The sequence below is a fragment of the Streptomyces sp. NPDC003042 genome (assembly GCF_053591315.1).
On sequence record NZ_JBSFTP010000021.1, the window covers coordinates 37951 to 62838 of the forward strand.

Below are 24888 nucleotides of genomic sequence, written 5' to 3' on the forward strand. Positions count from 1 at the left end.
AAAGAGAGCGGGGCCGTCATGGGCTGGAGTACGAGCTGGACCGAGGTCCTCGGTTTCGCCACGGGCGCCGTCTGCGTCTGGCTGGTGGCCCGGCAGCACATCGCCAACTGGCCGGTCGGCATCGCCAACAACATCTTCTTCATCGTGCTCTTCTCGCAGGCCGGCCTCTACGCCGACGCCGGGCTCCAGATCGTCTTCATCGCCCTCGCCGCGTTCGGCTGGTGGTCCTGGACCCACGGGGGTGGACCAGGAACCGACGGCGCCCTGCCGGTGCGCCGCACCACGCGCGCCGAATGGGCCTGGCTGCTCGTGGCGGGGGCGGTGGGGGTCGGCGCGCTGACCCTGCTGCTGGACCGGGCCACCGACTCCACCGTCCCGTTCTGGGACGCCCTGACCACCGGGCTCTCGCTCATGGCCACCTACGGGCAGTGCCGCAAGCTCGTCGAGTCCTGGTGGCTGTGGATCGCCGCCGACCTCGTCTACATCCCGCTGTACGCGTACAAGGGGCTCTACCTGACCTCGCTCCTCTACGTCGGCTTCCTCGCCCTGTGCGTGGCCGGGCTGGTCGGCTGGCGGCGCACGCTGCCGGCACGGGGCGCCCGTACGGTCCTGGAGGCGACGGCATGAGCGGCGCCGGGAAGCGGTTCGGGCACGGGCTGGTGCTGGGCAAGTTCTACCCGCCGCACGCCGGGCACCACCACCTGGTGCGGACCGCCCAGGACCAGTGCGAGCGGCTGACCGTGCTGGTGTGCGCGGCCTCGGTGGAGTCGGTGCCGCTCGCCGACCGGGTCGCCTGGATGCGCGAGGCCCACCCCGGGGCGCGGGTGGTCGGCGCGGTGGACGACATCCCCGTCGACCTGCACGAGCCGGCGGTCTGGGAGGCGCACATGGCGATCTTCCGGGGAGCGGTGGACCGGCCGGTGGACGCCGTCTTCACCTCCGAGGCGTACGGGGCCGAGCTCGCGCGGCGGTTCGGCGCCCGGGAGGTGTGCGTGGACCCGGCGCGGACGCTGTTCCCGGTGTCGGGGACGGCGGTGCGGGCGGACCCGGTGGAGTGCTGGGAGTTCCTGGGGCCGGCCGTACGGGCCTCCCTCACGCGGCGGGTCGTCGTACTCGGCGCCGAGTCCACGGGCACCACGACGCTCTCGCGGGCCCTGGCGGCGCACTACCGGCGCCGGGGCGGGGTATGGGCGAAGACCGGCTGGGTCCGCGAGTACGGGCGCGCGTACAGCGAGGAGAAGCTGGCGGCCGCGCGGGCGGTGGACCCGGCGGCCTCGTGGGCGGAGGTCTCCTTCACCTCGGAGGAGTTCCCGCTGATCGCGCGGCGCCAGGACGCGGCGGAGGAGCGGGCGGCCCGGCTGGGCTCGCCGGTGCTGTTCTGCGACACGGACTCCTTCGCCACCGGGATCTGGTACGAGCGGTACCTGGGCGGCCGGAACGCGGAGGTCGAGAAGATCGCCGGGCTGTCCCGGCGGGACCTGTACCTGCTGACGGACGACACGGACGTGCCCTTCGAGGACGACGGGCTGCGGGACGGGCCGCAGCTGAGGCCCTGGATGACCGGCCGCTTCCGCGAGGAACTCGCGCGCACCGGGAAGCGTTTCCTGGTCGTACGGGGGGATCGTGAGGCGCGGCTGGCGGCGGCCGTGGCGGCGGTCGACGAACTGCTGGCCGAGGGGTGGTACTTCGCGGACCCGCTGCCGGAGAAGGCGCTGCCCGATCGGACATCGGGGGAGCGGCGGTGAACGGCTACGACCCCTACGCCTTCGAGCCGTTCGCGGTGACCGTCGACCTCGCCGTCTTCACCGTGCGCGGCGGCGCCTTGCACGTCCTGCTGATCCGGCGCGGTCAGGAGCCGTACGCGGGGGCCTGGGCCCTGCCGGGCGGCTTCATCCTGCCCCGGGAGTCCGCCGAAGTGGCCGCCCGCCGCGAACTGGCCGAGGAGAGCGGCCTGTCGCGGGAGGTGGTCGCGGCCCTGCACCTGGAACAGCTGCGCACCTACAGCGAACCGGACCGGGACCCCCGCATGCGGGTCGTCTCGGTCGCCTTCACCGCGCTGGTCCCCGACATGCCGGAACCGGCGGAGGAGGGCGGCGGCGACGCGGACCGGGCCCGCTGGGTGCCGGTCGGGGAGGCCGGTCCGCCGACGGCTCTGGCTTTCGACCACGCGGTGATCCTGGCCGACGCGCGGGAGCGGATCCGCGCGAAGCTGGAGTACACGTGCCTCGCCACCGCCTTCTGCCCACCCGAATTCACCCTGGGCGAACTCCAGGCCGTCTACGAGACCGTCTGGGACACCGTCCTGGACCGCCCGAACTTCCGCCGCAAGGTGCTGGCCACGCCCGGCTTCGTCGAGGCCGTGCCGGGCGCCGCCCGGCTGACCGGAGGCCGTGGCAAACCCGCCGCCCTCTACCGGCAGGGACCGGCGACCACACTGCACCCGCCCCTGCTCCGACCCCCGGAAGGACACACACCATGATGAAGACGGCGACCAAGCGGGCCGCGACGGGCGCCCTGATCGGCCTGGCGCTGGGCGACGCCCTCGGTTTCCCGACGGAGTTCAACGACGTCCCCTCGATCCTGGCCAAGACCGGCCCCTGGCGGGAGATGAAGCTGCCCCGCCCGGCGATCGTCACGGACGACACCCAGATGACGCTGGCCCTGGCGCGCGGCATGCGGACGGCCGCCGAGCGCGGCCGGGTGGGCCCGCTGCGCCTGGCCCGGCCGGTGCGGGAGGAGTTCGTGGACTGGTACCACTCCCCGGAGAACAACCGCGCCCCGGGCAACACGTGCCTGACGGCCTGCCGGCTGCTCGACCATCCCGAGCGCGACTGGCGCGACGCCAGCCAGATGGGCTCCAAGGGCTGCGGCGCGAACATGCGCGTGGTGCCCGTGGGTCTGGTTCCCGGCTGGACCGAGGAGGAGCGGGCCGGCGCCGCCCAGCTCCAGTCGGCCCTCACCCACGGGCACCCGACGGCGCTGGCCGCCTCCGACCTCACGGCGCGGGCCGTCCGGCTGCTGGCCGACGGCGCGGAGGTGACGGGCCTGGTCGGGCAGTTGCGCTCGTACGCCCTGGAGAACCGCACCCGCTACCACGAGCGCTGGCTCGGCGACCTCTGGACGCGTACGGCGTCCGACGCCTCGCCGGAATCCTTCATCGCGCGGGGCTGGGACGAGTGCCTGGGCGTCCTGGACCGCCTGGCCGCCGCCCTGCGCTCGCCCTCCCCGGAGACCGATCCCTGTCTCACGACGGGCGACGGCTGGATCGCGGAGGAGGCCCTGGCCACCGCCCTCCAGTGCTTCCTGCTCTTCCCGCAGGAGCCCCTCCTGGCCCTGCGCCGCGCGGCCTGCACGGCGGGGGACTCCGACTCGATCGCCTGCCTGGTCGGCGCCTTCGCGGGAGCCCACCTCGGCGCGGACGTCTGGCCGCGCGACTGGGAGGGCCGCATCGAGTACCGCGACGAGCTCCTCGCCTTCGGCGCCCTCTGGGACGCGTGACCCACGAAGAGCGCCCGGGCAGGCCCCGGGCGGTCTTCGGGAGAGCCGCGCGGCTGTTCGCGCGCGCCCCTGACGTGGAATTCCGGGACCGGATGGCCCAGTGGTTCGAAGCAGCCCGTGATCCCCGCGAAGCGCACCCGGCCGCCGGAGAGTGCGACTTCGACTAGCCGGCCGACGCGCGGCGGGTACGCAGGAGGAAGTCCTCGACGCGGGCGCGGTCCGGTTCGGGGGGCAGGGCAGTGGCGGCCAGGGCGGTGTCGGACTCCTCCGTCAGGCGGGCCATCCAGGACTCGACCTCGTCCCAGGTGAGTTCGCCCCGCTTCACCGCGAGGAAGCGGTCGCGGTGGGGGCCCGCGTCGATGGTCAGGCGGCCCGTGCGCAGGAGGTCGCGGCAGGACTGGAGCAGGCGCAGCAGGTGCATGGCGTGCTTCCAGCGCGGGGCGCCGTGGATGCGGAGGTCGGCGAGGAGTTTGGCGCGCTGGGAGACGGCGTAGCGGGTGAAGGTGGTGTGGGCCCGACGGGAGAGGAAGGCGCCGCGCAGGGAGAGCAGTTCCTCGCCGACCGGGGTGACCTGTTCCACCAGGGGGGAGTGCAGGCACTCCAGGATGTTCGGGTTGGCGCGCAGGGCGAGTTCGCAGAAGCGTTCCAGCTCCCAGGAGAACTCCTCGTCCCGGGGCCCCTCCACATGCGTGGGCGGCTTCTCGAACCGCCAGAACAGCGGCGTGGGGGCGAGGTAGACACCGCGCCTGTCGGTGTCGCTCGCCTCCGTCGCCAGACCGAACGCCCGGGAGCCCATCACGCACGAGTAGACCGTGTGGTCCCGTACCAGCGTCAGATCGTCCATCCGGGGAGCGTAGGGGCAGGGCCCGCCGTCATGCGAGCGAGATACTGCCGTCCGCCGCGATCGCGATCTTCTTCTCCGCCAGAGGGCGGGTGGCGGGGCCCTTGTCGACCGCGCCGTCCGTGGCGCTGAACTTGCTGCCGTGGCAAGCGCAGTCGATGGTGCCGTTCCCCACCTTGTTCACCAGGCAGCCCTGGTGGGTGCAGACCGCCGTGAAGCAGCGGAAGGACCCGGCCGTGGGCTGGGTGATGACGAGCTTGTCGTCCTTGAGGATCGTGCCGCCGCCGACCGGTACGTCCGCCGCCTTGGCGATGGTCTTCCCGGCCGCGGGGGTGTCCGCCGGGGGAGGGGTGGCCGCGCCGTCCTCGTCCTTCGGCTTCGTCCCGCCGTCACCGCCGCCGCAGGCGGCGATCGCCCCGCCCGCCAAGGTGGCCGCGCCCGCCGTCAGTACCGTACGCCGGGCGGTGTGCGTGGGGTTCTCGCTCATGGCTGGTCTCCTCAAGCTGTTCGGCCGGATGCGAGCAGCATCCTGGCGTGCGGCGGGCTCCAGGAGAAGTCCGCCGCGCCGTCTCACCCTCCCGGCTGCCAGGGGGCCAGTGCGGCAGGACTGCCGGGAGTGCGTACGACCTCCCACACGCGGACCACCGCCTCCCGGTTCAACGGGCCGTGGACGTGCGGGTAGCGGCCGCCCGACTCACCCTCCCGGAGGACCTCGGCGGTCAGGGCGTCTTCGTCGAGTTCCACCGCGAGCAGCGTCCCCGGCACCTCGCGGTAATGGGCGTCGGCGATCGCGAGCGCCGTGGGGCGGTCCGCCGAACAGTGCACGAAACCCTCGGACTCGAGCGAGGGCGGGGCGTACGGAAGGCCTGGCGCGGCGGTCCAGTCGGCGAGCGGGACGAGGTGGAAGATCATGCCCATGGTTCTACCGCAGCCCGGACCACGCCCGCGCCCAGTGGCAGCGCCATCCGGTATGGGTCACATTGTCCGTGTCCCGAAGCCGGGTACGCCGCTCACCGCGCGGCCCGGTCCCTCTGCGAAAGGCGTGACCATGGCGGGTAATGACCTCGGCTCCATCGCCGATGCGCTGCCCAACGCCGTCGACAAGCTGACCCCCGAGGGGCAGGTGCCGTCCGGCTCGCTGGAGGAGATCATCAGGGCGCAGGCCTACTGACAAACGCCTCGCGCGGTCCGCGAGGGCCCGGCGCCCGTCCACGGGGCGGCCGCCGGGCCCCCGCCGCGCGGAGGGCTGGCTACCCTGAGTCAGGCCCTGCCGTTACGCGATCACCCTGGAGCGCCCCGTGAGAACCGCCGTCGTCATCGGAACCGGACTGATCGGCACCTCCGCGGCGCTCGCCCTGACCGCCCGCGGGATCCACGTCCACCTCGTCGACCACGACCCGGCGCAGGCCCGTACGGCCGCCTCCCTGGGCGCCGGTACGGACGAGGCCCCCGAGGGCAGGGTCGACCTCGCCATCGTCGCCGTACCGCCGGCCCACGTGGCGGCGGCCCTCGCGGACGCGATCGGACGCGGGACGGCCCGCGCCTACGTGGACGTGGCCAGCGTCAAGGGCGGACCGCGCCGCGAGCTCGCCGCGCTGGGCGCGGACGTGACGGCGTACATCGGCACCCACCCGATGGCCGGCAAGGAGCGCTCCGGGCCGCTGGCCGCGACGGCCGACCTCTTCGAGGGCCGCCCCTGGGTGCTGACCCCCACCAGGGACACCGACCACGAGGTGCTGAACCTAGCCCTGGAGCTGGTCGCGCTGTGCCGGGCCGTTCCCGTGGTGATGGACGCGGACGCGCACGACCGGGCGGTGGCGCTGGTCTCGCACACCCCGCAGCTCGTCTCCAGCATGGTCGCGGCCCGCCTGGAGGAGGCGGACGAGACCGCGGTGCGGCTGTGCGGGCAGGGCATCCGCGACGTGACGCGGATCGCGGCCTCGGATCCGCGGATGTGGGTGGAGATCCTGTCGGCGAATCCGGGGCCGGTGGCCGACGTCCTCACCGGGATCGCCGCCGACCTGGAGGAGACCGTGGAAGCACTGCGCGGGCTCCAGTCCGCCGACGAGGCCAAGCGCCGGGAAGGCGCCGCGGGCATCGAGGACGTCCTCAAGCGCGGCAACGCCGGGCGGGTACGGGTCCCCGGCAAGCACGGCGCGGCGCCCATGGCGTACGAGACGGTCGGCGTGTTCATCAGCGACCGGCCCGGTGAGCTGGCCCGGATCTTCGCGGACGCGGGCCGGGCCGGGGTCAACATCGAGGACGTCCGGATCGAGCACGCGACCGGCCAGCAGGCGGGTCTGGTCCAGCTGATGGTGGAGCCGCGCGCCGTGGCGGTCCTGGAGGCCGAGCTGCGGGAGCGCGGCTGGGCGCTGCGCCAGCAGTAGCCGGCGGGTCCTCCGAGGCCTGCGGTGCGGGACGGATGGCCGGTCGGACCGCTGTGGAGGGGGCCGGGGGCGCGAGACCGGCAAGAGACCGTCCGAGGGGCCGGTAACCTGGGGAGGGGCGCTTTTGGCGCGCCCGGACACGTACGTGCAACCAGGAAGGTGCCCGCACCGTGGAAACCGCAGCTCCGTCCGCCGTGATCGTCGCCATCGACGGTCCCTCCGGCACGGGCAAGTCCAGCACCTCCAAGGCCGTGGCCGCCAAGCTCGGGCTGCGCTACCTGGACACCGGTGCCCAGTACCGGGCCATCACCTGGTGGATGATCACCAACGGCGTCGACACCGACGACCCGCAGGCCATCGCCGTCGCCGCCGGCAAGCCGGCCATCGTGTCCGGTACGGATCCGGCCGCGCCCACCATCACCGTCGACGGCCTGGACGCCTCCGGCCCGATCCGGACCCAGGACGTCACCTCGAAGGTCAGCGCCGTCAGCGCCGTCCCCGAGGTGCGCACCCTCATCACGGACCTCCAGCGCTCCATCGCCGCCGAGGCGGCCGGGGCCGGCGAGGGGATCGTCGTGGAGGGCCGGGACATCGGCACCACCGTCCTGCCCGACGCCGACCTCAAGGTCTTCCTGACCGCCTCCCCGGAGGCGCGTGCCGCCCGCCGCAGCGGCGAGCTGCGCGGCAAGGAGGCCGCGGACCTCGCGGCGACCAGGGAAGCCCTGGTCAAGCGGGACGCGGCCGACTCCGGCCGCAAGACGTCCCCGCTGGCCAAGGCGGACGACGCCGTCGAGGTGGACACCACCGACCTCACGCTGGACCAGGTCATCGAGTGCGTCGTCACCCTGGTCGAAGAGCGGCGGAGCCGAGACGCAGCGCAGGTTGAGGGTTCCGAGCGAGGTACGAGCGAGGAGCACTCGGCCGGAGCGGAGTCGAGGCGGAGCGCGACCAACGGCGAAGAGCGGCGGAGCGCGACCGGGCGCACCGGGGAGCGGGCGGGCCGCAAGTGAGAGGAACGCCCTCCCTCAAGGGTGCGGCGGTCGGCAGGCGCATCGGCATCGGGCTCATGTACGGCCTGTGGAAGCCGCGTGTGCTGGGCGCCTGGAAGGTGCCCGCGTCCGGCCCGGTCATCCTCGCCGTGAACCACTCGCACAACATCGACGGCCCGATGGTCATGGGCACCGCACCGCGGCCGCTGCACTTCCTGATCAAGAAGGAGGCCTACATCGGCCCCCTCGGCCCCTTCCTCGACGGGATCGGGCAGGTCAAGGTGGACCGGACGGGCACCGACCGGACCGCCGTCACCCGCGCACTGGGTGTGCTCGACAACGGCGGGGCGCTGGGGATCTTCCCCGAGGGCACCCGGGGCGACGGCGACTTCGCGTCGCTGCGAGCAGGGCTCGCGTACTTCGCGGTCCGCAGCGGCGCCCCGATAGTGCCCGTCGCCGTCCTGGGCAGCACCGAGGCCCGGGGACGGTTCGTCAAGGGGCTGCCGCCGCTCAGGAGCCGGGTCGACGTCGTCTTCGGCTCCGCCTTCGACGCCGGGGACGGCACGGGAAGCCGTACGCGCACCGCGCTCGACCGGGCCACCGTACGCATCCAGGACAGGCTGACCGCCCACCTGGCCGACGCCAAGCGCCTCACCGGGCGCTGAGCGAGACTTGAACCAGTAGTGGAACCGCGCTGCGCGGGGGCCACCGACCACCACGAACGACGAGGAACGGACTTCATGAACGACCAGCACGACCACGGAGCACTCGGCGATGCCGAGTACGCGGAGTTCATGGAGCTCGCCGCGGAAGAAGGCTTCGACATCGAGGATGTCGAAGGTGCGATCGAGGAGGCGGGCCACGGCCCGCTTCCGGTGCTCGCCGTCGTCGGCCGCCCGAATGTCGGCAAGTCGACCCTGGTGAACCGCATCATCGGCCGCCGCGAGGCCGTCGTCGAGGACAAGCCTGGCGTCACCCGCGACCGCGTCACGTACGAGGCCGAGTGGGCCGGCCGCCGCTTCAAGGTCGTCGACACCGGCGGCTGGGAGCAGGACGTCCTCGGCATCGACGCCTCCGTCGCCGCCCAGGCCGAGTACGCCATCGAGGCCGCCGACGCGGTCGTCTTCGTCGTGGACGCCAAGGTCGGCGCCACCGACACCGACGAGGCCGTCGTCCGGCTGCTGCGCCGGGCCAAGAAGCCCGTCGTGCTGTGCGCCAACAAGGTCGACGGCGTGAGCGGCGAGTCCGACGCGGCCTCGCTGTGGTCGCTGGGCCTCGGCATGCCGCACCCGGTCTCCTCGCTGCACGGCCGCGGTACGGGCGACATGCTCGACGCCGTCCTCGAAGCGCTGCCGGACGCACCCCCGCAGACCTTCGGCGGCGCCGCCCCCGGCGGCCCGCGCCGCATCGCCCTGATCGGCCGCCCGAACGTCGGCAAGTCCTCGCTCCTGAACAAGGTCGCGAAGGAGGACCGCGTCGTCGTCAACGAGATGGCCGGCACCACCCGCGACCCGGTCGACGAGCTGATCGAACTCGGTGGCGTCACCTGGAAGTTCGTCGACACCGCCGGCATCCGCAAGAAGGTGCACCTCCAGCAGGGCGCCGACTACTACGCCTCGCTGCGCACGGCCGCCGCTGTCGAGAAGGCGGAGGTCGCGGTCATCCTGATCGACGCGACCGAGAACATCAGCGTCCAGGACCAGCGCATCATCACGATGGCCGTCGAGTCGGGCCGCGCGATCGTGATCGCGTACAACAAGTGGGACGAGCTCGACGAGGAGCGCCGCTACTACCTCGAGCGCGAGATCGAGACCGAGATGCAGCAGGTCGCCTGGGCGCCCCGGGTGAACGTCTCCGCGCTCACCGGCCGCCACATGGAGAAGCTGGTCCCGGCGATCGAGACCGCCATCGAGGGCTGGGAGACGCGCATCCCGACCGGCCGGCTGAACGCCTTCCTCGGTGAGGTCGTCGCGGCGCACCCGCACCCGGTCCGCGGCGGCAAGCAGCCCCGCATCCTGTTCGGCACCCAGGCGGGCAGCAAGCCGCCGCGGTTCGTCCTCTTCGCCTCCGGCTTCCTCGAGCACGGCTACCGGCGCTTCATCGAGCGCCGGCTGCGCGAGGAGTTCGGCTTCGAGGGCACCCCGATCCACATCTCGGTGCGGGTGCGCGAGAAGCGCGGCGCCCAGTACAAGAAGAAGAAGTGAAGTAGGGGCCGAGAAGAAGCAGCGGTAGCGGTAGGGCTCCGGGATCAGTAGCCCCGGCGCGGAGCGGGCGGCAGGGCCGCCGGGATGTGCTGCATCCCGGTCTGGTGCTGCCGCCCGCCGCCGTATCCGGACCCGGACCCGGATCCGGAGGTGCCGGCGTAGGCGTACGAGGGCTGCGGGACCGGCGTGGGTGGGTACGAGGGTTGCCAGGAGTCGGTCTGCTGCCACGCCGAACCGCTCCAGCCGCTGCCGCTGCCGCTGTACGAGCCGCCGTACGAGAACGCGGTGAAGCCGAGGTCCTCCTCGCCCGTACGGTCGCCCGGCAGGGCCCGGAAGGAGCGCAGGTACTCGGAGTACAGCGCGTCGTAGATCGGGGTGTGCGAGGCGGCCGGAGCGATCTCCCGGTCCCGTGAAGGGCGCATCGGGGGGACGCTGCTCGAATAGGACGGGGCGCGGGAGGGGTCGTATGAATGCACGTATCAGCCAACGAACCCGGCGCCCTGCGGATGCGGGGTGACGGGGCGGAAAACGCAGATCGCCGGGGGTACGCGGGACGGACCGCGTACCCCCGGCGCATGCCGCCCGGCTCCCTTCGTGAGGGGCGGACGGCAGCCTTCGGTGGTGAAGGAGAGACCCGGCAAGCCGGGGGATCAGGCGGCCGGCGTACCGGCCAGGGGCATCGAGGCGGCCACCAGCTTGCCGCCTGCCGCCGCCTTGTCCAGGGCGTCGCGCAGCAGGTCCTCGCGGGGCTGCTGGCCGATGGAGCCGACGGGGGCGGCGTAGACGAGCACGCGCTGGGTCTTGTTCACGGCGGCCCGCCAGCCGTCGGTGACGCTCAGCGCCTGGTGCGCCTGCCACCAGGCCACCTGGGCGCCGCCCTCGGCGCCCGGCTGCAGCACGGCGTGCAGCTGGCCGCCCGCGAGGAGCACCGACCAGCCGCCGAGCGGGGAGGGGACTTCGCTGGTGTCGGTGACGGGGATGAACCCCTGCTCGATGAGGAGCGGCAGGAAGTCGTCGCCCGGTCCGGTGGTGCCGGGGCGGGCGATCGGCGCGGTCGGCTCGACGACCAGGGCGGGGTGCAGCTCGCCGCCGATCAGGACCAGGCCGCTGGTGATGCCGAGAACGGCCTGGCCGCCCGGGACCTCCTGCGGGGCCTCGCCCGCGGCGGGCGCGGGGGCCGGGCTGTCGCCGGTGATGCTGCGGACGGCGCCCTGGAGCTGCTCCTCGGAGACGGAGACGACCTGGGAGGGGATGCAGCCGGCGTGGGCGAAGGCGAGGACGGCGGTCTCCTCGCCGACGAACAGCACCGTGCTGGTGGGGTCGCTCTCCGGGTCGCCGGGGGTGCGGCAGGACGTGCAGTCGTAACTGCCCGGAGCGTCGGGACCGGCGAGCAGCCTGTCGGCTTCTTCGTCACCGATCTCGGCACGTACCTCATCACTGACGTCGAGCATGCGCGGCACGGGGTGACTCCTCATTCGTGCGGAGGCCGGGGGGCTCCCGGCTCGCCGGGATCAACGCCGCAGCGGCGGCCGGGGTCACGCCGTTTGAGGGAACGGAATCGAACCGGGCACCCGGAGGAGTGAACCGGTCGACCGGGGCTTCTCTTTCGTGGCAACTGTTGCTTGCTTGTGCGCAGTTGTCGGCCGGTGCTGGTCGTTTCGGGGAGCGTCGGCGGTCGGCCGACCGGGTGGGGCCGCCGGGGTGTGCCGCGTGGCGGGCGGAGCGGGGACACGGAGCTGCGTAGCGTGACGCGATGGCCGATCTCCGTCTGGGTCCGCGTCTTCGGGTCTGGTGGGCCGCCGTGGCAGTCGCCGCCGCGCTGGTGCCCGTACTGCCGTCGGGTGGTGCCCGGGCGGCACCTCCGCCGCCGGCGCCGGGGCCCGCGGGCGCCGCGCATCCCGGCTCGCCGGGGGTCATCGGCGACGGGCCGGGGGACTGCGGGCCGGGCGGGAAGTGGCCGTGGGACTGCGTGGCCGACTGCGAGAGCAGCGGGCGGTGGGCGGTCAACACGGGCAACGGCTTCTACGGGGGACTGCAGTTCCGCCAGCCGACGTGGGAGGAGCACGGCGGGCTCGGCTACGCGGCGCGGGCGGACCTGGCCAGCCGGGAGCAGCAGATCCGGGTGGCGGAGGACGTACTCGGCATCCAGGGGTGGGAGGCCTGGCCGGTGTGCGCGAAGCGGTACGGGCTGGCGGGGCGGATGCACGTGGTGCGGGCCGGGGACACGTTGGAGGGGATCGCGCGGAAGCGCAGGGTGCGGGGTGGGTGGCGGGCGCTGTACAAGGCGAACCGGGGGGTGATCGGGGAGCGGCCGCAGCGGTTGGTGGTGGGGACGCTGCTGGCCTTGCCGGCTGCCGCACCCGCTCCTGTTGCTCCCGCTCCTGCCGCTCCCGCTCCCGCTCCTGCCGCTCCCGCTCCCGCTCCTGCCGCTCCCGTTCCGGCTGCCGTTGTACCCGGTCCCGTTGTGCCGGGCCCGGGCCCGGGGCCGGTGCGCTGAGCGGGGTGGGGGCGGGGGAGACTGCTGGGCATGCTGGAGACCTCCGCACGACTGTTGCGCCTGCTGTCCCTGTTGCAGGCCCACCGCGAATGGACCGGGGCCGCGCTGGCCGACCGGCTCGGGATCACGCCGCGTACCGTGCGGCGGGACGTCGACCGGCTGCGCGCGCTCGGGTACCCGGTGAACGCCAGCCCCGGGACCGGCGGCGGATACCAGCTGGGGGCGGGCGCCGAGCTGCCGCCCTTGCTGCTCGACGACGACGAGGCCGTCGCGGTGGCCGTGGGTCTGCGGACGGCCGCCGGCCATGGGGTCGAGGGGATCGGGGAGGCCTCCGTACGGGCCCTCGCCAAACTGGAGCAGGTGCTGCCGTCCCGGTTGCGGCGGCGGGTTTCCGCGCTGAACGAGTTCACCGTGCCGATGCTGCGCGGCCCGCAGCAGTCCACGGTGGATCCCTCGGTGCTGACCGGGCTCGCCACCGTCTGCCGGGACAGCGAGCGGCTGCGCTTCGGGTACCGGGACCACGATGGCAATGTCACACGTCGCACTGTTGAGCCACACCGGCTGGTGTGCACCGAGCGGCGCTGGTACCTCGTCGCCTGGGACCTCGACCGGGAGGACTGGCGGACCTTCCGGGCGGACCGGATCGAACCCCGGCCGCCGCACGGCCCGCGCTTCACCCCGCGCCCGGCGCCCGCCGAGGACCTCGCCGCGTACGTCTCCCAGGGCGTGGCGCAGCGCGCGTACGCCGCCCAGGCGGTGGTGCGCCTGCGGCTCCCGGCCGAAGAGGCCGCGCGGACCATCGGGCCCTCGGACGGGGCCCTGGAGCCGGTGGACGCGCACAGCTGTCTGCTGCGTACCGGGGCGGTGAGCCTGGACGTTCTGGTGATTCACCTCATGCTGCTCGGCTGTGAGTTCGAAGTGGTCGAGCCGGTCGAGCTGACCGAGCGGATCCGGGGTGCGCGCGACCTTCTCGGTCGCGCCCTGGAAGCCGCCCTGCCCGACGAAAAGTGAGGGGTACTCACTTGTCGGGGCCGGCCGGTTTTCCGGCAAATCCCGGCAGGAATTCGGCGGTTCTCCAGGGGAATACGAGAGAGGCCGCGCGGGCATTGGACTGTCGACAACTCGTGACACAAGTGTGACCCGGTACGGAGGAACCTCCGGGCGTAGTGCTGACGGGCCGGGCATATGAACGACGAAGGCGGGCCGGTTCACGAGAACCGGCCCGCCTTCGTCTCGCGGGGTGGGGTGTGCGTACCGTTCCGCGCGCTGCGGGCTCAGCCGCCGGTGGCCGGGCGGGCCGCGGCCGGCCGGGCGCCGGCCCGCTCGGTGTGCACCGGACGGCGGCTGCCGGCCGGGGTCGCCGGGGTGCGCTCGGACCGGATCACGTGCGGGCGCACGGTCGGGTGCGCGGCGGGCCGCAGCGCCGCCGGAGCGTGCCCGGCGGGGGCGGGGGCGGGGGCTGGGGCCACCGGGGCCGCCGCAGGCGTCTGCGCGGGCGCCGGGACACCGGTGTCGGAGGTGCGCCGGAGCTGCCACTTGCCGCCCGCCGAGAGCAGCGGGGTGAGCGCGGCCGCGACCGGGTCGGACACCCGGCCGTCCTCCAGGCGCCGCCGCAGCAGTGCGCGCAGCCCGAAGACGTAGGCCTCGGCGTGGGCGATGAGCGGCTCGAACCAGGGCAGCGCCAGCAGGATCAGCAGCCCGGCGGACCAGCCGAGCAGCACGTCGGAGACCCAGTGGGTGCCGAGGTAGACGGTGGTGGCTCCGACGCTCAGCGAGACGATCGCGGAGACCACGGACAGCACCCGGCGGGTGACCACGGTGGAGGCCAGGTAGGCCAGGATCCCCCAGGTCACGACGGCGTTGGCGGTGTGGCCGGAAGGGAATATATCGCCGCCCGCGAAGAGTTCGGCGGAGCCGATCTGGGTGGCGTAGTGCGGGCCGAGCCGGCCGAGGCCGAGCTTGACGGAGCCCACGGTGACGTTCAGCAGCAGCAGCGCCACGCCGAGGGTGATCAGCGGGCGGAGGGTGTGCTGGCGCCAGGAGCGCCAGCCGAGCCAGGCCGCGACCATCACCGCCGTGGGCCCGCGCTGGCCGAGCACGACCAGGTAGTCGAGGAAGGCGTGCAGCTGCGGCCACTGCTCGTAGGGCCGGAAGAACATGATCTGCCAGTCCAGCCGGACGAGCCAGGACGTCATCAGGACGGCCACGACGATCGCGACGTAGAAGCCGAGGGTCGATGCGAGAAGCACGACGCGATGCCGGCTCATCCGCGGAGTCTGCAGATGGGCCGGTCGCTCCGGTTCCCGGTCGAGCCGGGCGAACACCGGCTCCAGCCGGGTCAGCATTTGGTCAGTACGCACTCAATCGACGTTACCGCGCGCCGAAGCGCAGCCCGGTCGAATCGCGGGCTTTGTGATGACCATGTGATGTGGAGTGTGTCTCACGCGGGGCTAATTGCCGTTTTTTCGGCACCGGTTGGAACTTCTCCGATTCAACTCCCGAGGCCCTGGCCCCGAAATTGCCCGCGTGCTTACCGGGGTCTTATCGGCCCGGACTAATTCCTTTGCCCAATCATGGAATGGAATGATCCGTTCCGTGATCCGGGCGCCTTACGGGGGTCCCGAGCCGTTCAGCCAGAAGGCCCCGTACACCGCCGAGACCAGGGCCGCCGCGCCCACCACACCCGCCGCCCGCCGCGTCCCCCACCGGGCCGCCGCGACCGCCACCGGCAGCAGCAGTGGGAACGCGGGCAGCAGCAGCCGGGGCTTGGAGCCGAAGTACCCCGAGGCGCACAGCGCCAGAGCCACCACGATCCCGCAGTACACGAGCAGCGCCGCGGGCTGACGCTGCCGTACGCACAGCCGGTACAGCCACAGCACCAGAGCCACCCCGGCGACCAGCCCCAGCCCGGCGAGGAACGCGGAGGAGGCCAGCCGCTCCCCGACGAACCGGGCGAAGGCCCAGCCCCCGTCGAAGCCGTTGCCCCAGTCCGCCTGCACCTCCAGGTAGCCGAGCAGCCCGCCGCCGGTACGCGCCCCGACCCACAGCACGTACGCCGCCGCGCCGAGCGGGGCCACCAGCGCCCCCGCCGCCGGCCGCCAGGACCGCTCCCCGCGGCGCCGGGCCGCTGCGGCCGCCACCCACACCGCCGCGACGACGGCGGCGCCGACCGGACGGGTCAGTCCCGCCCCCGCCGCGAGCAGGCCCGCCGTGATCCAGTGCCCGCGCAGTACTCCGTAGAGCGCCCAGGCGGCGAGGGCGGTGAACAGCGCCTCGCTGTACGCCATGGACTGCACGATGCCCACGGGCAGCGCCGCCCAGAGCCCCACCGCGAGGACCCCGGCGCGGCGTCCGTACAGCAGGTCGGCCACCGCGAAGATCCCCCACGCGGCGGCCGGCCCCGCCACCGCGGAGACCACCAGGCCCGCGGACCCGTACGAGAGGCCCGTGGGCGCCGCCATCAGCCGCTCCAGCCAGGGCAGCAGCGGAAAGAAGGCGAGGTTCGAGTGCACGTCGCCGTTCGCCAGGACGACCTCGTACCCGTACCCCTCGGCGGCGATCCGGGCGTACCAGAGCGAGTCCCAGCGGGCCGACAGCAGCGTGTGCGGGCTGCTGCCGACGACCGCCCCCCACACCGCGAGCACGGTCAGCCCGAGCAGCCGGACCGCGGCGAAGACGGCCAGCGCGGGCGCGGCCCGGCGAAATCCAAGACTGTTCACCGGCACGAGTATCGGGGGCGGCTGTCGGGGGCGGCCGTCGGGGGCGGCGCCACCGGTTCCCCGCCGGAGCAGAACCACGTGCCGTGACGGTGACCAGGCGTGTACGCGGGGGGAGGAGCGGCGCCACGCGTGGCGCACACCACACGGCCGCCGTCACGAGGATGAGAGCTTGACCACGTGTCGGACACGCGAACTCGCGTACGCTGACCCTTCACTCGCGTGTCGATGCCGGACCCCGTAGGACGCCGCAGAGCGCACCACCCTCGGCGTCCCGCGACGCTGGTCCGCCGAGTGCGAGGGATCACCAGGGAGGTACATGCATGTCGGGGACGAACGTGACCGGCGACAGGACCCCTTCCCCCTGGCAGCGGATCAGCGCGGCCTCCGGCGGGGCGAACCGCTGGGTCGTCCTGGCGGTCCTCTGCGTCAGCCTCGTGCTCGTCGCGCTCGACGCGACGATCCTGCACGTGGCCGTTCCCTCCGTCACCGAGGACCTGCGCCCCGGATCGATCGAGCTCCTGTGGATCGTCGACGCCTACCCCCTGGTCTGCGCCGCGCTGCTGATCCTCTTCGGCACCCTCGGCGACCGGGTCGGCCGGCGCCGGATCCTACTCCTCGGCTACGCGCTCTTCGGCGTCGCCTCCGCCATCGCCGCGCTCGCAGACAGCGCCCAGATCCTGATCGCCGCCCGCGCCCTGCTCGGCATCGGCGGGGCGATGATCATGCCCGCCACGCTGTCGATCCTGCGCCAGGTCTTTCCCGACCGGCGCGAGCGGGCCGTCGCCATCGGCATCTGGACCGCCGTCGCCGCGATCGGCGCGGCCAGCGGTCCCGTCCTCGGCGGCTTCCTCGTCCAGCACTTCTGGTGGGGTTCGGTCTTCCTCATCAACATCCCGCTGATGGCGTTGATCCTGCCGCTCGGCCGCTGGCTGCTGCCCGAGTCGAAGGGCACCTGCGACGGACCGTGGGACGTGCTCGGCGCGCTGATGGCCGCCCTCGGCGTCCTCGGCGCGGTGCTCGGCGTCAAGCGGATGGGCGCGGAGCGGCAGCTCGCCGACGTGGAGGCACTGCTTCCGCTGATGCTCGGCGTGGCGCTGCTGATCCTCTTCGTGCGCCGCCAGCGGCGGCGCGAGCACCCGCTGATCGACATGCGGATGTTCTCGCGGGCCGCCTTCTCCACCTCCGTCGGCTGCATCGTGCTCGCCATGCTGGCCCTGGTAGGCCTCGAGCTGATCGCCGTCCAGTACCTCCAGCTGGTGCTGAACCTCAGCCCGCTGGAGACCGGCCTGCGGCTGCTGCCGCTCACCTTCGCCGCCATGGCCGCGGGCGCCACCGGCTCGTACACCCTCCACCGGGTCGGGCCGCGCAGGATGGTCTCGCTCGGCTTCGTCCTGACCGCCGGCGCAGTGCTGCTGCTGACGCTGATGGGCCAGCACGACCGGCCCGTCCTGCTGACCGTCGGCTTCATCCTGCTCGGCTTCGGGCTGCAGACCACGCTGTTCGCCGCCTACGAGTCCATGCTGAGCGCGGCTCCGGCGGCCACCGCCGGCGGCGCGGCCTCCATAGGCGAGACCTCGTACCAGCTCGGCGCCGGCATGGGCATCGCCCTCCTCGGCAGTGTGATGAACGCCGCCTACGCGCCAGGCCTGCGACACGTCCCCGGCGTCGGCGCCGCGGACTCGGCGGGCGCCGCGAACTCGCTGGGCGAGGCCTACCAGATCGCCGCCCACCTGGGCGGTCCGGCGGGCGAGTCCCTGTACGCCGCCGCCCGGCACTCCTTCGTGCACGGGCTGCACGTGACCCTCTTGGTCAGCGCGGTCCTGCTGCTGGCCGGCGCCGTGATGGCGCTGAAGCTGCCGCGCACCGTGGACACCGCCGAGCCGGCCCCACTCGATGTCCCGGCCGACGTCCCGACCCGCGCTCCGGCCGTCGCCGAGGTGGCGCCCGTACGCCTTCCCGCGCAGCAGAAGGCCGAGTGCGACCAGGCCGCCCGGCCGGTCTGACCCCCTCCGTCCCCTTCTTCCGCTCCTTGTGCGGGGAGGGGTGGACCCGGGGCGGGGCGGCCGACAAACTTGCACCGCTAGGTTGTGACCACGTGCCCGCCGGGAGGCCCTCCGTGTCCGCGTCGAAGACCCCCTTCGTCCCCACCGATCCGCTCGGGCTCGACGAGCTGCTCAGCCCCGAGGACCTCGCCGTCCGCGACACCGTCCGCGCCTGGGCCGCCGAGCGCGTCCTGCCGTACATCGCCCAGTGGTACGAGAGCGGCGAACTCCCCGCGATCCGCGAGCTGGCCAAGGAGCTCGGCTCCATCGGCGCGCTCGGCATGTCCCTGGAGGGTTACGGCTGCGCCGGCGCGAGCGCCGTCCAGTACGGCCTGGCCTGCCTGGAGCTGGAGGCCGCCGACTCCGGGATCCGCTCGCTGGTCTCCGTACAGGGGTCGCTGGCCATGTACGCGATCTGGAAGTACGGCTCCGAGGAGCAGAAGCAGCGCTGGCTGCCCGGGATGGCGGCGGGCGAGCTGATCGGCTGCTTCGGACTGACCGAGCCCGACGTGGGCTCCGACCCGGCCGCGATGCGCACGTACGCGAAGCGGGACGGCACGGACTGGGTGCTGAACGGCCGCAAGATGTGGATCACCAACGGCTCCGTCGCGGAGGTCGCCGTGGTGTGGGCGCAGACCGACGAGGGGATCCGGGGCTTCGCCGTCCCCACCGACACCGCCGGTTTCTCCGCGCCGGAGATCAAGCACAAGTGGTCGCTGCGGGCCAGTGTCACCAGCGAGCTCGTGATGGACGACGTACGGCTGCCGGCCGACGCCGTGCTGCCGGGCGTCACCGGGCTCAAGGGGCCGCTGGGCTGCCTCAGCCACGCGCGGTACGGGATCATCTGGGGGTCCATGGGCGCGGCGCGCGCCAGCTTCGAGTCCGCGCTCGACTACGCGAGGACGCGGGAGCAGTTCGGCAAGCCGATCGGCGGCTTCCAGCTCACCCAGGCCAAACTCGCGGACATGGCGCTGGAGCTCCACAAGGGCATCCTGCTCGCGCACCACCTGGGGCGGCGCATGGACGCGGGCACCTTGCGGCCGGAGCAGATCAGCTTCGGCAAGCTCAACAACGTCCGCGAGGCCATCGACATCTGCCGCACCGCGCGGACCATCCTCGGGGCCAACGGGATCTCGCTGGAGTACCCCGTCATGCGGCACGCCACGAACCTCGAATCGGTGCTCACCTACGAGGGCACCGTCGAGATGCACCAGCTGGTGCTGGGCAAGGCACTCACCGGGCTCGACGCCTTCCGATGAGAACCTCGCTCAGCTCTGGTTGAAGAAGTCGCGCGAGCGGCCGCCCGCTTCACCGCTGACGATCTGGGTGTCGGCCGGGGTCAGGAGGAAGACCCTGGTCGCCACCCGCTCGATCGATCCGCGCAGGCCGAAGGTCAGACCTGCCGCGAAGTCGACGACCCGCTTCGCGTCGCCCGGGTCCATCGACGACAGGTTCACGATCACCGGGACGCCCTCGCGGAACAACTCGCCGATGCCGCGGGCGTCACGGAAGCCGTCCGGGGTCACGGTCGCGATCCGCCGGCCCTGGTCGACCGCGGACTCGGAGGCCACCTTCACGCGGGGATCGGTGACCCACTGGTCGCCGGGGCCGGAGACGACCGAACCCTGCTGGCGCTCCACCGCCTCCGCGTAGTCGTCGTCGTAGTACCGCTCGTCGTCGCTGTCCTCAACGAGACCCAACCAGGCACTCGCCTTGCGTACCGAACCCATGGACGCCTCCTTTCACCGTGGCCAGTCTGTCTTCTTCTCCGCTGCCCCTATGGTCGTCCATGATGCTGACAACGCGCCAAGTGGATAGTCGCCGCGCAGGGGTTTCGTGACGGGACTGGTGCAGAACATCCGTTGCACGGTCAAGGTTCCTGGCAGCTGCCGCTGCTGACTGAGTGAAAATACGACCGCCGCCGCCGTCCGGGTGAGCCGCTGGGGCGTACGAGTGAACGACCAGGCTGGATACGATGCCCCGGAAACACGCGCATCACACACGGGGGAAGCGGTTTGTTCGGCATCGTCAGACCTTGCACACACCGGCTAGGCGAACGGTTCAAGACCGAGTGGATGGCCCATCTCTGCGGGCTCTGCCTGGCACTTCGCGGTGACCACGGCCAGTTCGCCAGGATCGTCACCAACTACGACGGGCTGCTCGTCTCCGTCCTGACGGAGGCTCAGTCCGGAACGCTGCCCGGTGCCCGCCGCACGGCCGGGCCCTGCCCGCTGCGCGGGATGCGCACCGCCGAGGTCGCCAAGGGCGAGGGAGCCCGGCTCGCCGCCGCGGTCTCGCTCGTCCTGGCCTCCGCGAAGGTACGCGACCACGTGGCCGACCGCGACGGGCTGTTGGCCCGGGCCCCCATCGCCGCCGCCGCGCGCAAGGTGGCCCGCGGCTGGGACCGGGCCGGCGCCCGCACCGGGGCCTCGCTCGGCTTCGACACGGCGGTGCTCGTCGACGCCGTGGACCGGCAGGGCGGCATCGAGACCCTGGCCGGGCTGGGCACGTCCGTCCTGGTGGTCACCGAGCCGACGGAGACCGCGACGGCCGCCGCCTTCGCGCATACCGCGGTCCTCGCGGGACGGCCAGGCAACGGAGCCGCGCTCGGCGAGGCGGGCCGCTACTTCGGGCGGCTCGCGCACCTGCTGGACGCCGTCGAGGACCAGGCCGCCGACGCCGCGGCCGGGGCCTGGAACCCGCTCACCGCGACGGGGACCTCCCTCGCCGAGGCCCGCAGGCTCTGCGACGACGCGCTGCACGGGATCCGGCTGGCGCTGACCGAGGTCGAGTTCGCCGACGCGGGGCTCGCCCACCGGCTGCTGGTGCACGAGCTGCGCACCTCGGTCGACCGGGCCTTCGGGACCGGCGTCTGCGGGCACGTGGGGACGAACGCCGCCGGGCAGGGCTTCGGGCCGCCGCAGGGTCACCCCCAGAGCGGGGGCAATCCCTACGGGGGCGGCCCGTACGGGAGCGGGGGCGGCGGCGGGAACCCGTACGGCGCGTACGGCGCGCCGGGTCCTGGTGGTCCCGGAGGTCCTGGCGGTCCGGGCGGTCCTGGCGGTCCGGGCGGTCCTGGCGGTCCGGGCGGTCCGTGGGGTCCGGGCGGCGGCGGGCACGGCGGGTACGGCGGACACCCATCGAGGAAGCCGCGCCGCGGGCTGCTGGCCGGCTGCGCGGTGGCCACGTGGATGTTCTGCACCTGCCAGCTGTGCTGCTCCGAGCACGAGGGTCCCTGGTCGCGGAAGAAGCGGGACCCGTGGTGCGACGCCTGTGACTGCTGTAACTGCTGCCGCGGCAACTCCTCCGGGTCCGGTGCCAGTGCCGAGGGCGGTGGCGGCAGTGGTGGCGGCAGTGGTGGCGGTGGTGGTGGCGACGGTGGTTGCTGCGACTGCAACTGCGGCTGCGACTGCTGATCGCTCGTCAGCTCCGCAGGCCCGGACGGCGTACCGCAGGGTTCCCGTCCGGGCCGGAGTGGAAAAGGTGAGCGGCATGAGTGACGACGACGCAATCAAAGCCTGGCAAGCGTGGCACGAGCGTCGGGTGGCCACCGTGTCCGCCCCCTACGGACCGCTCGCGCCGACCGGCACGCACTGGCTCACCGACGTACTGTCCGAAGACCCGGAAGGTCGAATTCCGGCCGTTCCCGGGCACTGGCGCCCCACCGGCGGCGGGATCGCGCTGACGGCTGCGGCCAAGGACAGCGTGCAGTTCGACGGTTCACCCCTCACCGGTGACGTTGTACTCACGGCCGACGACGGCCCGCCCTCGGTACGCGTCTTCGACCCGGCCTCGGGCACCGGGCGGGCCTTCCCTGGGATCGAGGCCACCCCGTACGCCCCCTCCTTCGCGCTCCGGGGGCACTTCCAGCCGTACGGCAAGGGCCGGACCGTCCAGGTGGAGAACGCCGACGGGCGGGCGCCCGGCCTGGGGCTCGGCGGCGAGCTGAGCTTCCGTTTCGAGGGCGCCGAGCACGGGCTCCAGGTCGCCGTGGACGAGGAAGACGGCAGCCTCCGCGCAGTCTTCGGCGATACCACCGGCCTCCCCTTCGCGGTGGCGCCGGGCGAACGACGGCTGAAAGGCGCTCTTGCGACCGGTATCCGACGCCACCACACTCCCGACAGTGCTTGTCAGGGGCACGGCGAAAATGCAAGCGCTCGCCGTGCTTCCGACTGCGCCTCACGGGCTGCGGCACCCCCACGATCGCCGAGCCCCCGAACCTTCACGGAGGACGAAACGTGAGGATCAAGAGCATCACCCGTACCAGGCTGCTCGCGGCCGCCACCGGCCTGGCCGCCGTCGCGGCCCTGGCAGCACCCACAGTGGCGAACGCCGATACCCCGAGCGGCGCCTTGAGCGCCGACCGGCTCGCCGCCGCCGAGGCATCCGTCCTGCGCGCCGACGTCGCCGGCACCGCCTGGCACACCGACACCGCCACCGGGACCCTCGTGGTCACGGCGGACTCCACCGTCTCCGCCGCGGACCTCGCCAAAATCCGCCGCGAGGCAGGAGCCGACGCCAAGGCGCTGAAGATCGAGCGCACCCCCGGCAAGCTCACCAAGCTCGCCTCGGGCGGCGACGCCATCTACGCCTCCGGATGGCGCTGTTCCCTCGGCTTCAACGTCCGCAGCGGAAGCCAGTACTACGCGCTCACGGCCGGCCACTGCACCGACGGCGCCGGCACCTGGTGGACCAACTCCGGACGCACCAACGTGCTCGGCTCCACCACCGGCTCCAGCTTCCCGAACAACGACTACGGCCTGATCAAGTACGCCAGCAACTCGCCGGTCCCGCCGGGGACCGTCGGCGGCCAGGACATCACCAGCGCCGTCAACGCCACGGTCGGGATGTCCGTCAAGCGCCGCGGCTCCACCACCGGCACCCACAGCGGTTCGGTGACGGGACTCAACGCCACCGTCAACTACGGCGGCGGCGACATCGTCTACGGCATGATCCGCACCAACGTCTGCGCCGAACCCGGCGACAGCGGCGGCCCCCTCTACTCCGGCACCCGCGCGGTCGGCCTCACCTCCGGCGGCAGCGGCAACTGCTCCTCGGGCGGCACGACCTTCTTCCAGCCCGTCGTCGAAGCCCTGAACGCCTACGGGGTCAGCGTCTATTAGCCCACGCGCCCCCGTTCGCACCCCTGGACGTCCTCCCGCCTTCTGGGAGGATGTCCAGGGCGTTCGTGTCCACGGGGGAGGCAGCTTCCGTATGAAACGGATCGGCGTGAGCGGACACCGGTCGATTCCGACCGAGGTGCTCGGCCATGTGAAACAGGGCCTGAGGTCCGTACTGGGCGCCCACCAGGGGCCGTTGGAGGTGTTGTCCAGCCTCGCGGACGGAGCGGACCAGCTGTTCGCCGACATCGCCCTGGAATGCGGCGCCGACCTCACGGTCGTCATCCCCAGCGGGGACTACGAGGAGACCTTCGAGGACCCGGACGCCCTGGCCGGCTACCGGCGGCTCAAGCGCCGTGCCACCCAGGAGGTGCGGATGGCCTTTCCCCGCTCAACGGACGAGGCCTACTACGCGGCCGGCACCTACATCGCCGACTCCTGCGACCGGCTCGTCGCGGTCTGGGACGGCCTGCCGGCCCGCGGACACGGCGGCACCGGCGAGATCGTGGCCTACGCGCGGGCGCTCGGAAAGCCGGTCACCGTCATCTGGCGTGAAGGTGTGACCCGTGACTGAGCAATGTCACAGGTCACACTCTCGTGTGCCGTTTGATCAACGCTGCTTCTGATCAACTGCTGTGCCGGGCGAGCCAGTCCGTGTGCTGCGGGGAGACGTACCGCTCCGTCTCGTAGACGGCGGACGGCCACTGCGACTCGGTGATCGTCGTCTGCATCACGACCATCATCGCCGACAGGTCCTGCTCGATCAGGGTGTGCGCCTCGATCATCGGATGGTGGCGCCGGACCTCGTTCCAGGCGATCCCGGCCGCCGCCGCCGCGCTCAGCAGCGCCGTCAGCGTCGGTGCCGGCCCCGAACCGAACGCCCCGAACAGGGCGAACAGCAGCGCCAGACACGTCAGCAGCACGATCGTCCACGACCACAGCGCAGTCGCCCGCCGGGACCCTTCCGTCCTGCGCTGGTACCAGTTGCGCTGCTCGATGAGCCGGTCCCGGACGTACGTCTCCCTGCGCACCTGGTAGTCCAGCCCGCGCAGCCGGTGCATCGCCCCGGTGATCTCCCCGCCGTCCGGCACCAGGCCCGCGGCCCGCGGATCGCGCCAGCCCATCTTGCGCAGCTCGTCCAGGCCCGCCTCCAGCCGCGTCCGGTACAACTCCTGCGCGCCGGCGACCTCACTGCCGAAGGGCGCCCCGTGCACGGCGTACCGCCAGGCCAGCGATTTGATGAACTCGGCCGCGCTGCGGTTGAGCTGCCACTGCGGGCGGGCCCGGCGCCGCGACGCCCGCAGGCCCACGGCGAGCACCCCCGCGTACGCCAGCGCGCTCAGCGCCCCGAAGAGCCGCAGCGAGCCCACGGCGGGCCCGGTCGGCAGGGCGGCGGCGCCCGCGGCCGCGACCAGCAGCATCAACTGCGCCCGCGTGGCCTGGGTGGACTCCCGCTGCCGGGAGATCGCCGCCTGGTCGGTGTGGTGGAAGAGGGCCGGCAGGTCCTCATTGCGAAAGGTCATGCTGTCGCTCACAGCGCTCCCCCTGCTGTCGGGTGGCGGGCGGCGGGGGCTCCACGACCGCGGGGCCC

Annotated in this window: 25 protein-coding genes and 2 pseudogenes; 18 read left to right on the top strand and 9 right to left on the bottom strand. The window is 72.9% G+C overall.

All coding sequences use genetic code 11. The features are described 5' to 3' along the window. The first annotated feature begins 18 nt into the window (after window positions 1–18). Genes pnuC through ACWDYJ_RS14030 form a run of 5 tightly spaced genes read left to right on the top strand, consistent with a single transcriptional unit; the run spans window position 19 to window position 3665 of the window. Window positions 19–627, top strand: coding sequence for a nicotinamide riboside transporter PnuC (gene pnuC / locus ACWDYJ_RS14010; protein ID WP_451565756.1), 609 nt, complete (start codon window positions 19–21; stop codon window positions 625–627). Next, a complete protein-coding gene (locus tag ACWDYJ_RS14015; RefSeq protein ID WP_451565757.1) occupies window positions 624–1745 on the top strand; it encodes an AAA family ATPase in 1122 nt (373 codons plus the stop codon). The genes pnuC and ACWDYJ_RS14015 overlap by 4 nt, the downstream gene beginning before the upstream one ends. Continuing rightward, window positions 1742–2479: an NUDIX hydrolase gene (locus ACWDYJ_RS14020; RefSeq protein WP_451565758.1), complete on the top strand. Its 738-nt coding sequence runs from the start codon at window positions 1742–1744 to the stop codon at window positions 2477–2479. The genes ACWDYJ_RS14015 and ACWDYJ_RS14020 overlap by 4 nt, the downstream gene beginning before the upstream one ends. Continuing rightward, on the top strand, window positions 2476–3498 hold the full coding sequence (locus tag ACWDYJ_RS14025; protein WP_451565759.1) for an ADP-ribosylglycohydrolase family protein: 1023 nt from the start codon (window positions 2476–2478) through the stop codon (window positions 3496–3498). Before ACWDYJ_RS14020 ends, ACWDYJ_RS14025 begins: the two co-directional genes overlap by 4 nt. After that, window positions 3495–3665 carry a hypothetical protein gene (locus ACWDYJ_RS14030; protein WP_451565760.1) on the top strand — a complete coding sequence of 57 codons (171 nt, stop codon included), beginning with the start codon at window positions 3495–3497 and terminating at the stop codon, window positions 3663–3665. The genes ACWDYJ_RS14025 and ACWDYJ_RS14030 overlap by 4 nt, the downstream gene beginning before the upstream one ends. Here ACWDYJ_RS14030 and ACWDYJ_RS14035 read toward each other — a convergent pair. The 3 genes from ACWDYJ_RS14035 to ACWDYJ_RS14045 form a co-directional block, all read right to left on the bottom strand. After that, window positions 3662–4342, bottom strand: coding sequence for a nucleotidyltransferase domain-containing protein (locus tag ACWDYJ_RS14035; protein WP_451565761.1), 681 nt, complete (start codon window positions 4340–4342; stop codon window positions 3662–3664). The two genes, ACWDYJ_RS14030 and ACWDYJ_RS14035, sit on opposite strands and share 4 nt — an antisense overlap. Window positions 4343–4370: 28 nt before the next feature. Continuing rightward, a complete protein-coding gene (locus ACWDYJ_RS14040) occupies window positions 4371–4826 on the bottom strand; it encodes a Rieske (2Fe-2S) protein (RefSeq protein WP_451565762.1) in 456 nt (151 codons plus the stop codon). An 83-nt stretch (window positions 4827–4909) separates the two neighbouring features. Next, complete coding sequence (locus ACWDYJ_RS14045) at window positions 4910–5251, bottom strand: DUF952 domain-containing protein (protein WP_451565763.1); 342 nt, start codon at window positions 5249–5251, stop codon at window positions 4910–4912. Window positions 5252–5387: 136 nt separating this feature from the next. Between ACWDYJ_RS14045 and ACWDYJ_RS14050 the strand changes: the two genes are divergently transcribed. The 5 genes and pseudogenes from ACWDYJ_RS14050 to der all read left to right on the top strand — a co-directional run bounded on the left by ACWDYJ_RS14050 (window position 5388) and on the right by der (window position 9919). Next, window positions 5388–5510 carry a hypothetical protein gene (locus ACWDYJ_RS14050; protein WP_451565764.1) on the top strand — a complete coding sequence of 41 codons (123 nt, stop codon included), beginning with the start codon at window positions 5388–5390 and terminating at the stop codon, window positions 5508–5510. A 127-nt stretch (window positions 5511–5637) separates the two neighbouring features. Further along, on the top strand, window positions 5638–6726 hold the full coding sequence (locus tag ACWDYJ_RS14055; RefSeq protein WP_451565765.1) for a prephenate dehydrogenase: 1089 nt from the start codon (window positions 5638–5640) through the stop codon (window positions 6724–6726). A 170-nt stretch (window positions 6727–6896) separates the two neighbouring features. After that, window positions 6897–7592: pseudogene (gene cmk, locus ACWDYJ_RS14060) on the top strand ((d)CMP kinase); the annotation flags it as partial. Window positions 7593–7792: 200 nt separating this feature from the next. Next, entirely contained in the window at window positions 7793–8380 is a 588-nt protein-coding gene (locus tag ACWDYJ_RS14065) for a lysophospholipid acyltransferase family protein (RefSeq protein WP_451565796.1), read from the top strand. A gap of 75 nt (window positions 8381–8455) precedes the next feature. Next, on the top strand, window positions 8456–9919 hold the full coding sequence (der, locus tag ACWDYJ_RS14070) for a ribosome biogenesis GTPase Der (RefSeq protein ID WP_451565766.1): 1464 nt from the start codon (window positions 8456–8458) through the stop codon (window positions 9917–9919). A gap of 44 nt (window positions 9920–9963) precedes the next feature. Here der and ACWDYJ_RS14075 read toward each other — a convergent pair whose 3' ends face one another. Both ACWDYJ_RS14075 and ACWDYJ_RS14080 read right to left on the bottom strand, forming a co-directional pair. Continuing rightward, window positions 9964–10341, bottom strand: a complete 378-nt coding sequence (locus ACWDYJ_RS14075; RefSeq protein WP_451565767.1) for a hypothetical protein — start codon at window positions 10339–10341, stop codon at window positions 9964–9966. A gap of 228 nt (window positions 10342–10569) precedes the next feature. Beyond that, entirely contained in the window at window positions 10570–11379 is an 810-nt protein-coding gene (locus ACWDYJ_RS14080; protein WP_451565768.1) for a hypothetical protein, read from the bottom strand. Window positions 11380–11672: 293 nt separating this feature from the next. On the opposite strand from ACWDYJ_RS14080, the gene ACWDYJ_RS14085 reads away from it, so the two are divergent. Together ACWDYJ_RS14085 and ACWDYJ_RS14090 are read left to right on the top strand one after the other, a co-directional pair. Then, window positions 11673–12416, top strand: a complete 744-nt coding sequence (locus ACWDYJ_RS14085) for a LysM peptidoglycan-binding domain-containing protein (protein ID WP_451565769.1) — start codon at window positions 11673–11675, stop codon at window positions 12414–12416. Between the two features lie 30 nt (window positions 12417–12446). Then, window positions 12447–13403, top strand: a pseudogene (locus ACWDYJ_RS14090) (helix-turn-helix transcriptional regulator); the annotation flags it as partial. Window positions 13404–13690: 287 nt separating this feature from the next. Here the strand turns inward: ACWDYJ_RS14090 and ACWDYJ_RS14095 are convergent. Together ACWDYJ_RS14095 and ACWDYJ_RS14100 are read right to left on the bottom strand one after the other, a co-directional pair. Further along, a complete protein-coding gene (locus tag ACWDYJ_RS14095; RefSeq protein ID WP_451565770.1) occupies window positions 13691–14776 on the bottom strand; it encodes a phosphatase PAP2 family protein in 1086 nt (361 codons plus the stop codon). Between the two features lie 249 nt (window positions 14777–15025). After that, window positions 15026–16141, bottom strand: coding sequence for a hypothetical protein (locus ACWDYJ_RS14100; RefSeq protein WP_451565797.1), 1116 nt, complete (start codon window positions 16139–16141; stop codon window positions 15026–15028). A 314-nt stretch (window positions 16142–16455) separates the two neighbouring features. Here ACWDYJ_RS14100 and ACWDYJ_RS14105 point away from each other — a divergent pair, with 314 nt between their 5' ends. Both ACWDYJ_RS14105 and ACWDYJ_RS14110 read left to right on the top strand, forming a co-directional pair. Beyond that, window positions 16456–18138 (top strand): MFS transporter, encoded by a 1683-nt coding sequence (locus ACWDYJ_RS14105; RefSeq protein ID WP_451565771.1) that lies wholly within the window; start codon window positions 16456–16458, stop codon window positions 18136–18138. Between the two features lie 113 nt (window positions 18139–18251). Further along, window positions 18252–19436 carry an acyl-CoA dehydrogenase family protein gene (locus ACWDYJ_RS14110; RefSeq protein ID WP_451565772.1) on the top strand — a complete coding sequence of 395 codons (1185 nt, stop codon included), beginning with the start codon at window positions 18252–18254 and terminating at the stop codon, window positions 19434–19436. 9 nt (window positions 19437–19445) lie between these two features. Here ACWDYJ_RS14110 and ACWDYJ_RS14115 read toward each other — a convergent pair whose 3' ends face one another. Beyond that, the gene (locus tag ACWDYJ_RS14115; RefSeq protein WP_451565773.1) at window positions 19446–19907 is read right to left on the bottom strand and encodes a cell division protein SepF; all 462 of its coding nucleotides are present in this window, start codon (window positions 19905–19907) and stop codon (window positions 19446–19448) included. Between the two features lie 285 nt (window positions 19908–20192). Here ACWDYJ_RS14115 and ACWDYJ_RS14120 point away from each other — a divergent pair, with 285 nt between their 5' ends. The 4 genes from ACWDYJ_RS14120 (at window position 20193) to ACWDYJ_RS14135 (ending at window position 23871) form a co-directional block, all read left to right on the top strand. Then, complete coding sequence (locus ACWDYJ_RS14120; RefSeq protein WP_451565774.1) at window positions 20193–21593, top strand: DUF5685 family protein; 1401 nt, start codon at window positions 20193–20195, stop codon at window positions 21591–21593. 76 nt (window positions 21594–21669) lie between these two features. Further along, window positions 21670–22419, top strand: coding sequence for a DUF1684 domain-containing protein (locus ACWDYJ_RS14125; RefSeq protein WP_451565775.1), 750 nt, complete (start codon window positions 21670–21672; stop codon window positions 22417–22419). Beyond that, entirely contained in the window at window positions 22416–23300 is an 885-nt protein-coding gene (locus ACWDYJ_RS14130; RefSeq protein ID WP_451565776.1) for a S1 family peptidase, read from the top strand. Before ACWDYJ_RS14125 ends, ACWDYJ_RS14130 begins: the two co-directional genes overlap by 4 nt. 91 nt (window positions 23301–23391) lie before the next feature. Further along, the gene (locus ACWDYJ_RS14135) at window positions 23392–23871 is read left to right on the top strand and encodes a hypothetical protein (RefSeq protein ID WP_451565777.1); all 480 of its coding nucleotides are present in this window, start codon (window positions 23392–23394) and stop codon (window positions 23869–23871) included. Between the two features lie 52 nt (window positions 23872–23923). On the opposite strand, the gene ACWDYJ_RS14140 is transcribed toward ACWDYJ_RS14135, so the two are convergent. Then, the gene (locus ACWDYJ_RS14140; RefSeq protein ID WP_451565778.1) at window positions 23924–24820 is read right to left on the bottom strand and encodes a DUF4231 domain-containing protein; all 897 of its coding nucleotides are present in this window, start codon (window positions 24818–24820) and stop codon (window positions 23924–23926) included. Between the last annotated feature and the right edge of the window lie 68 nt (window positions 24821–24888).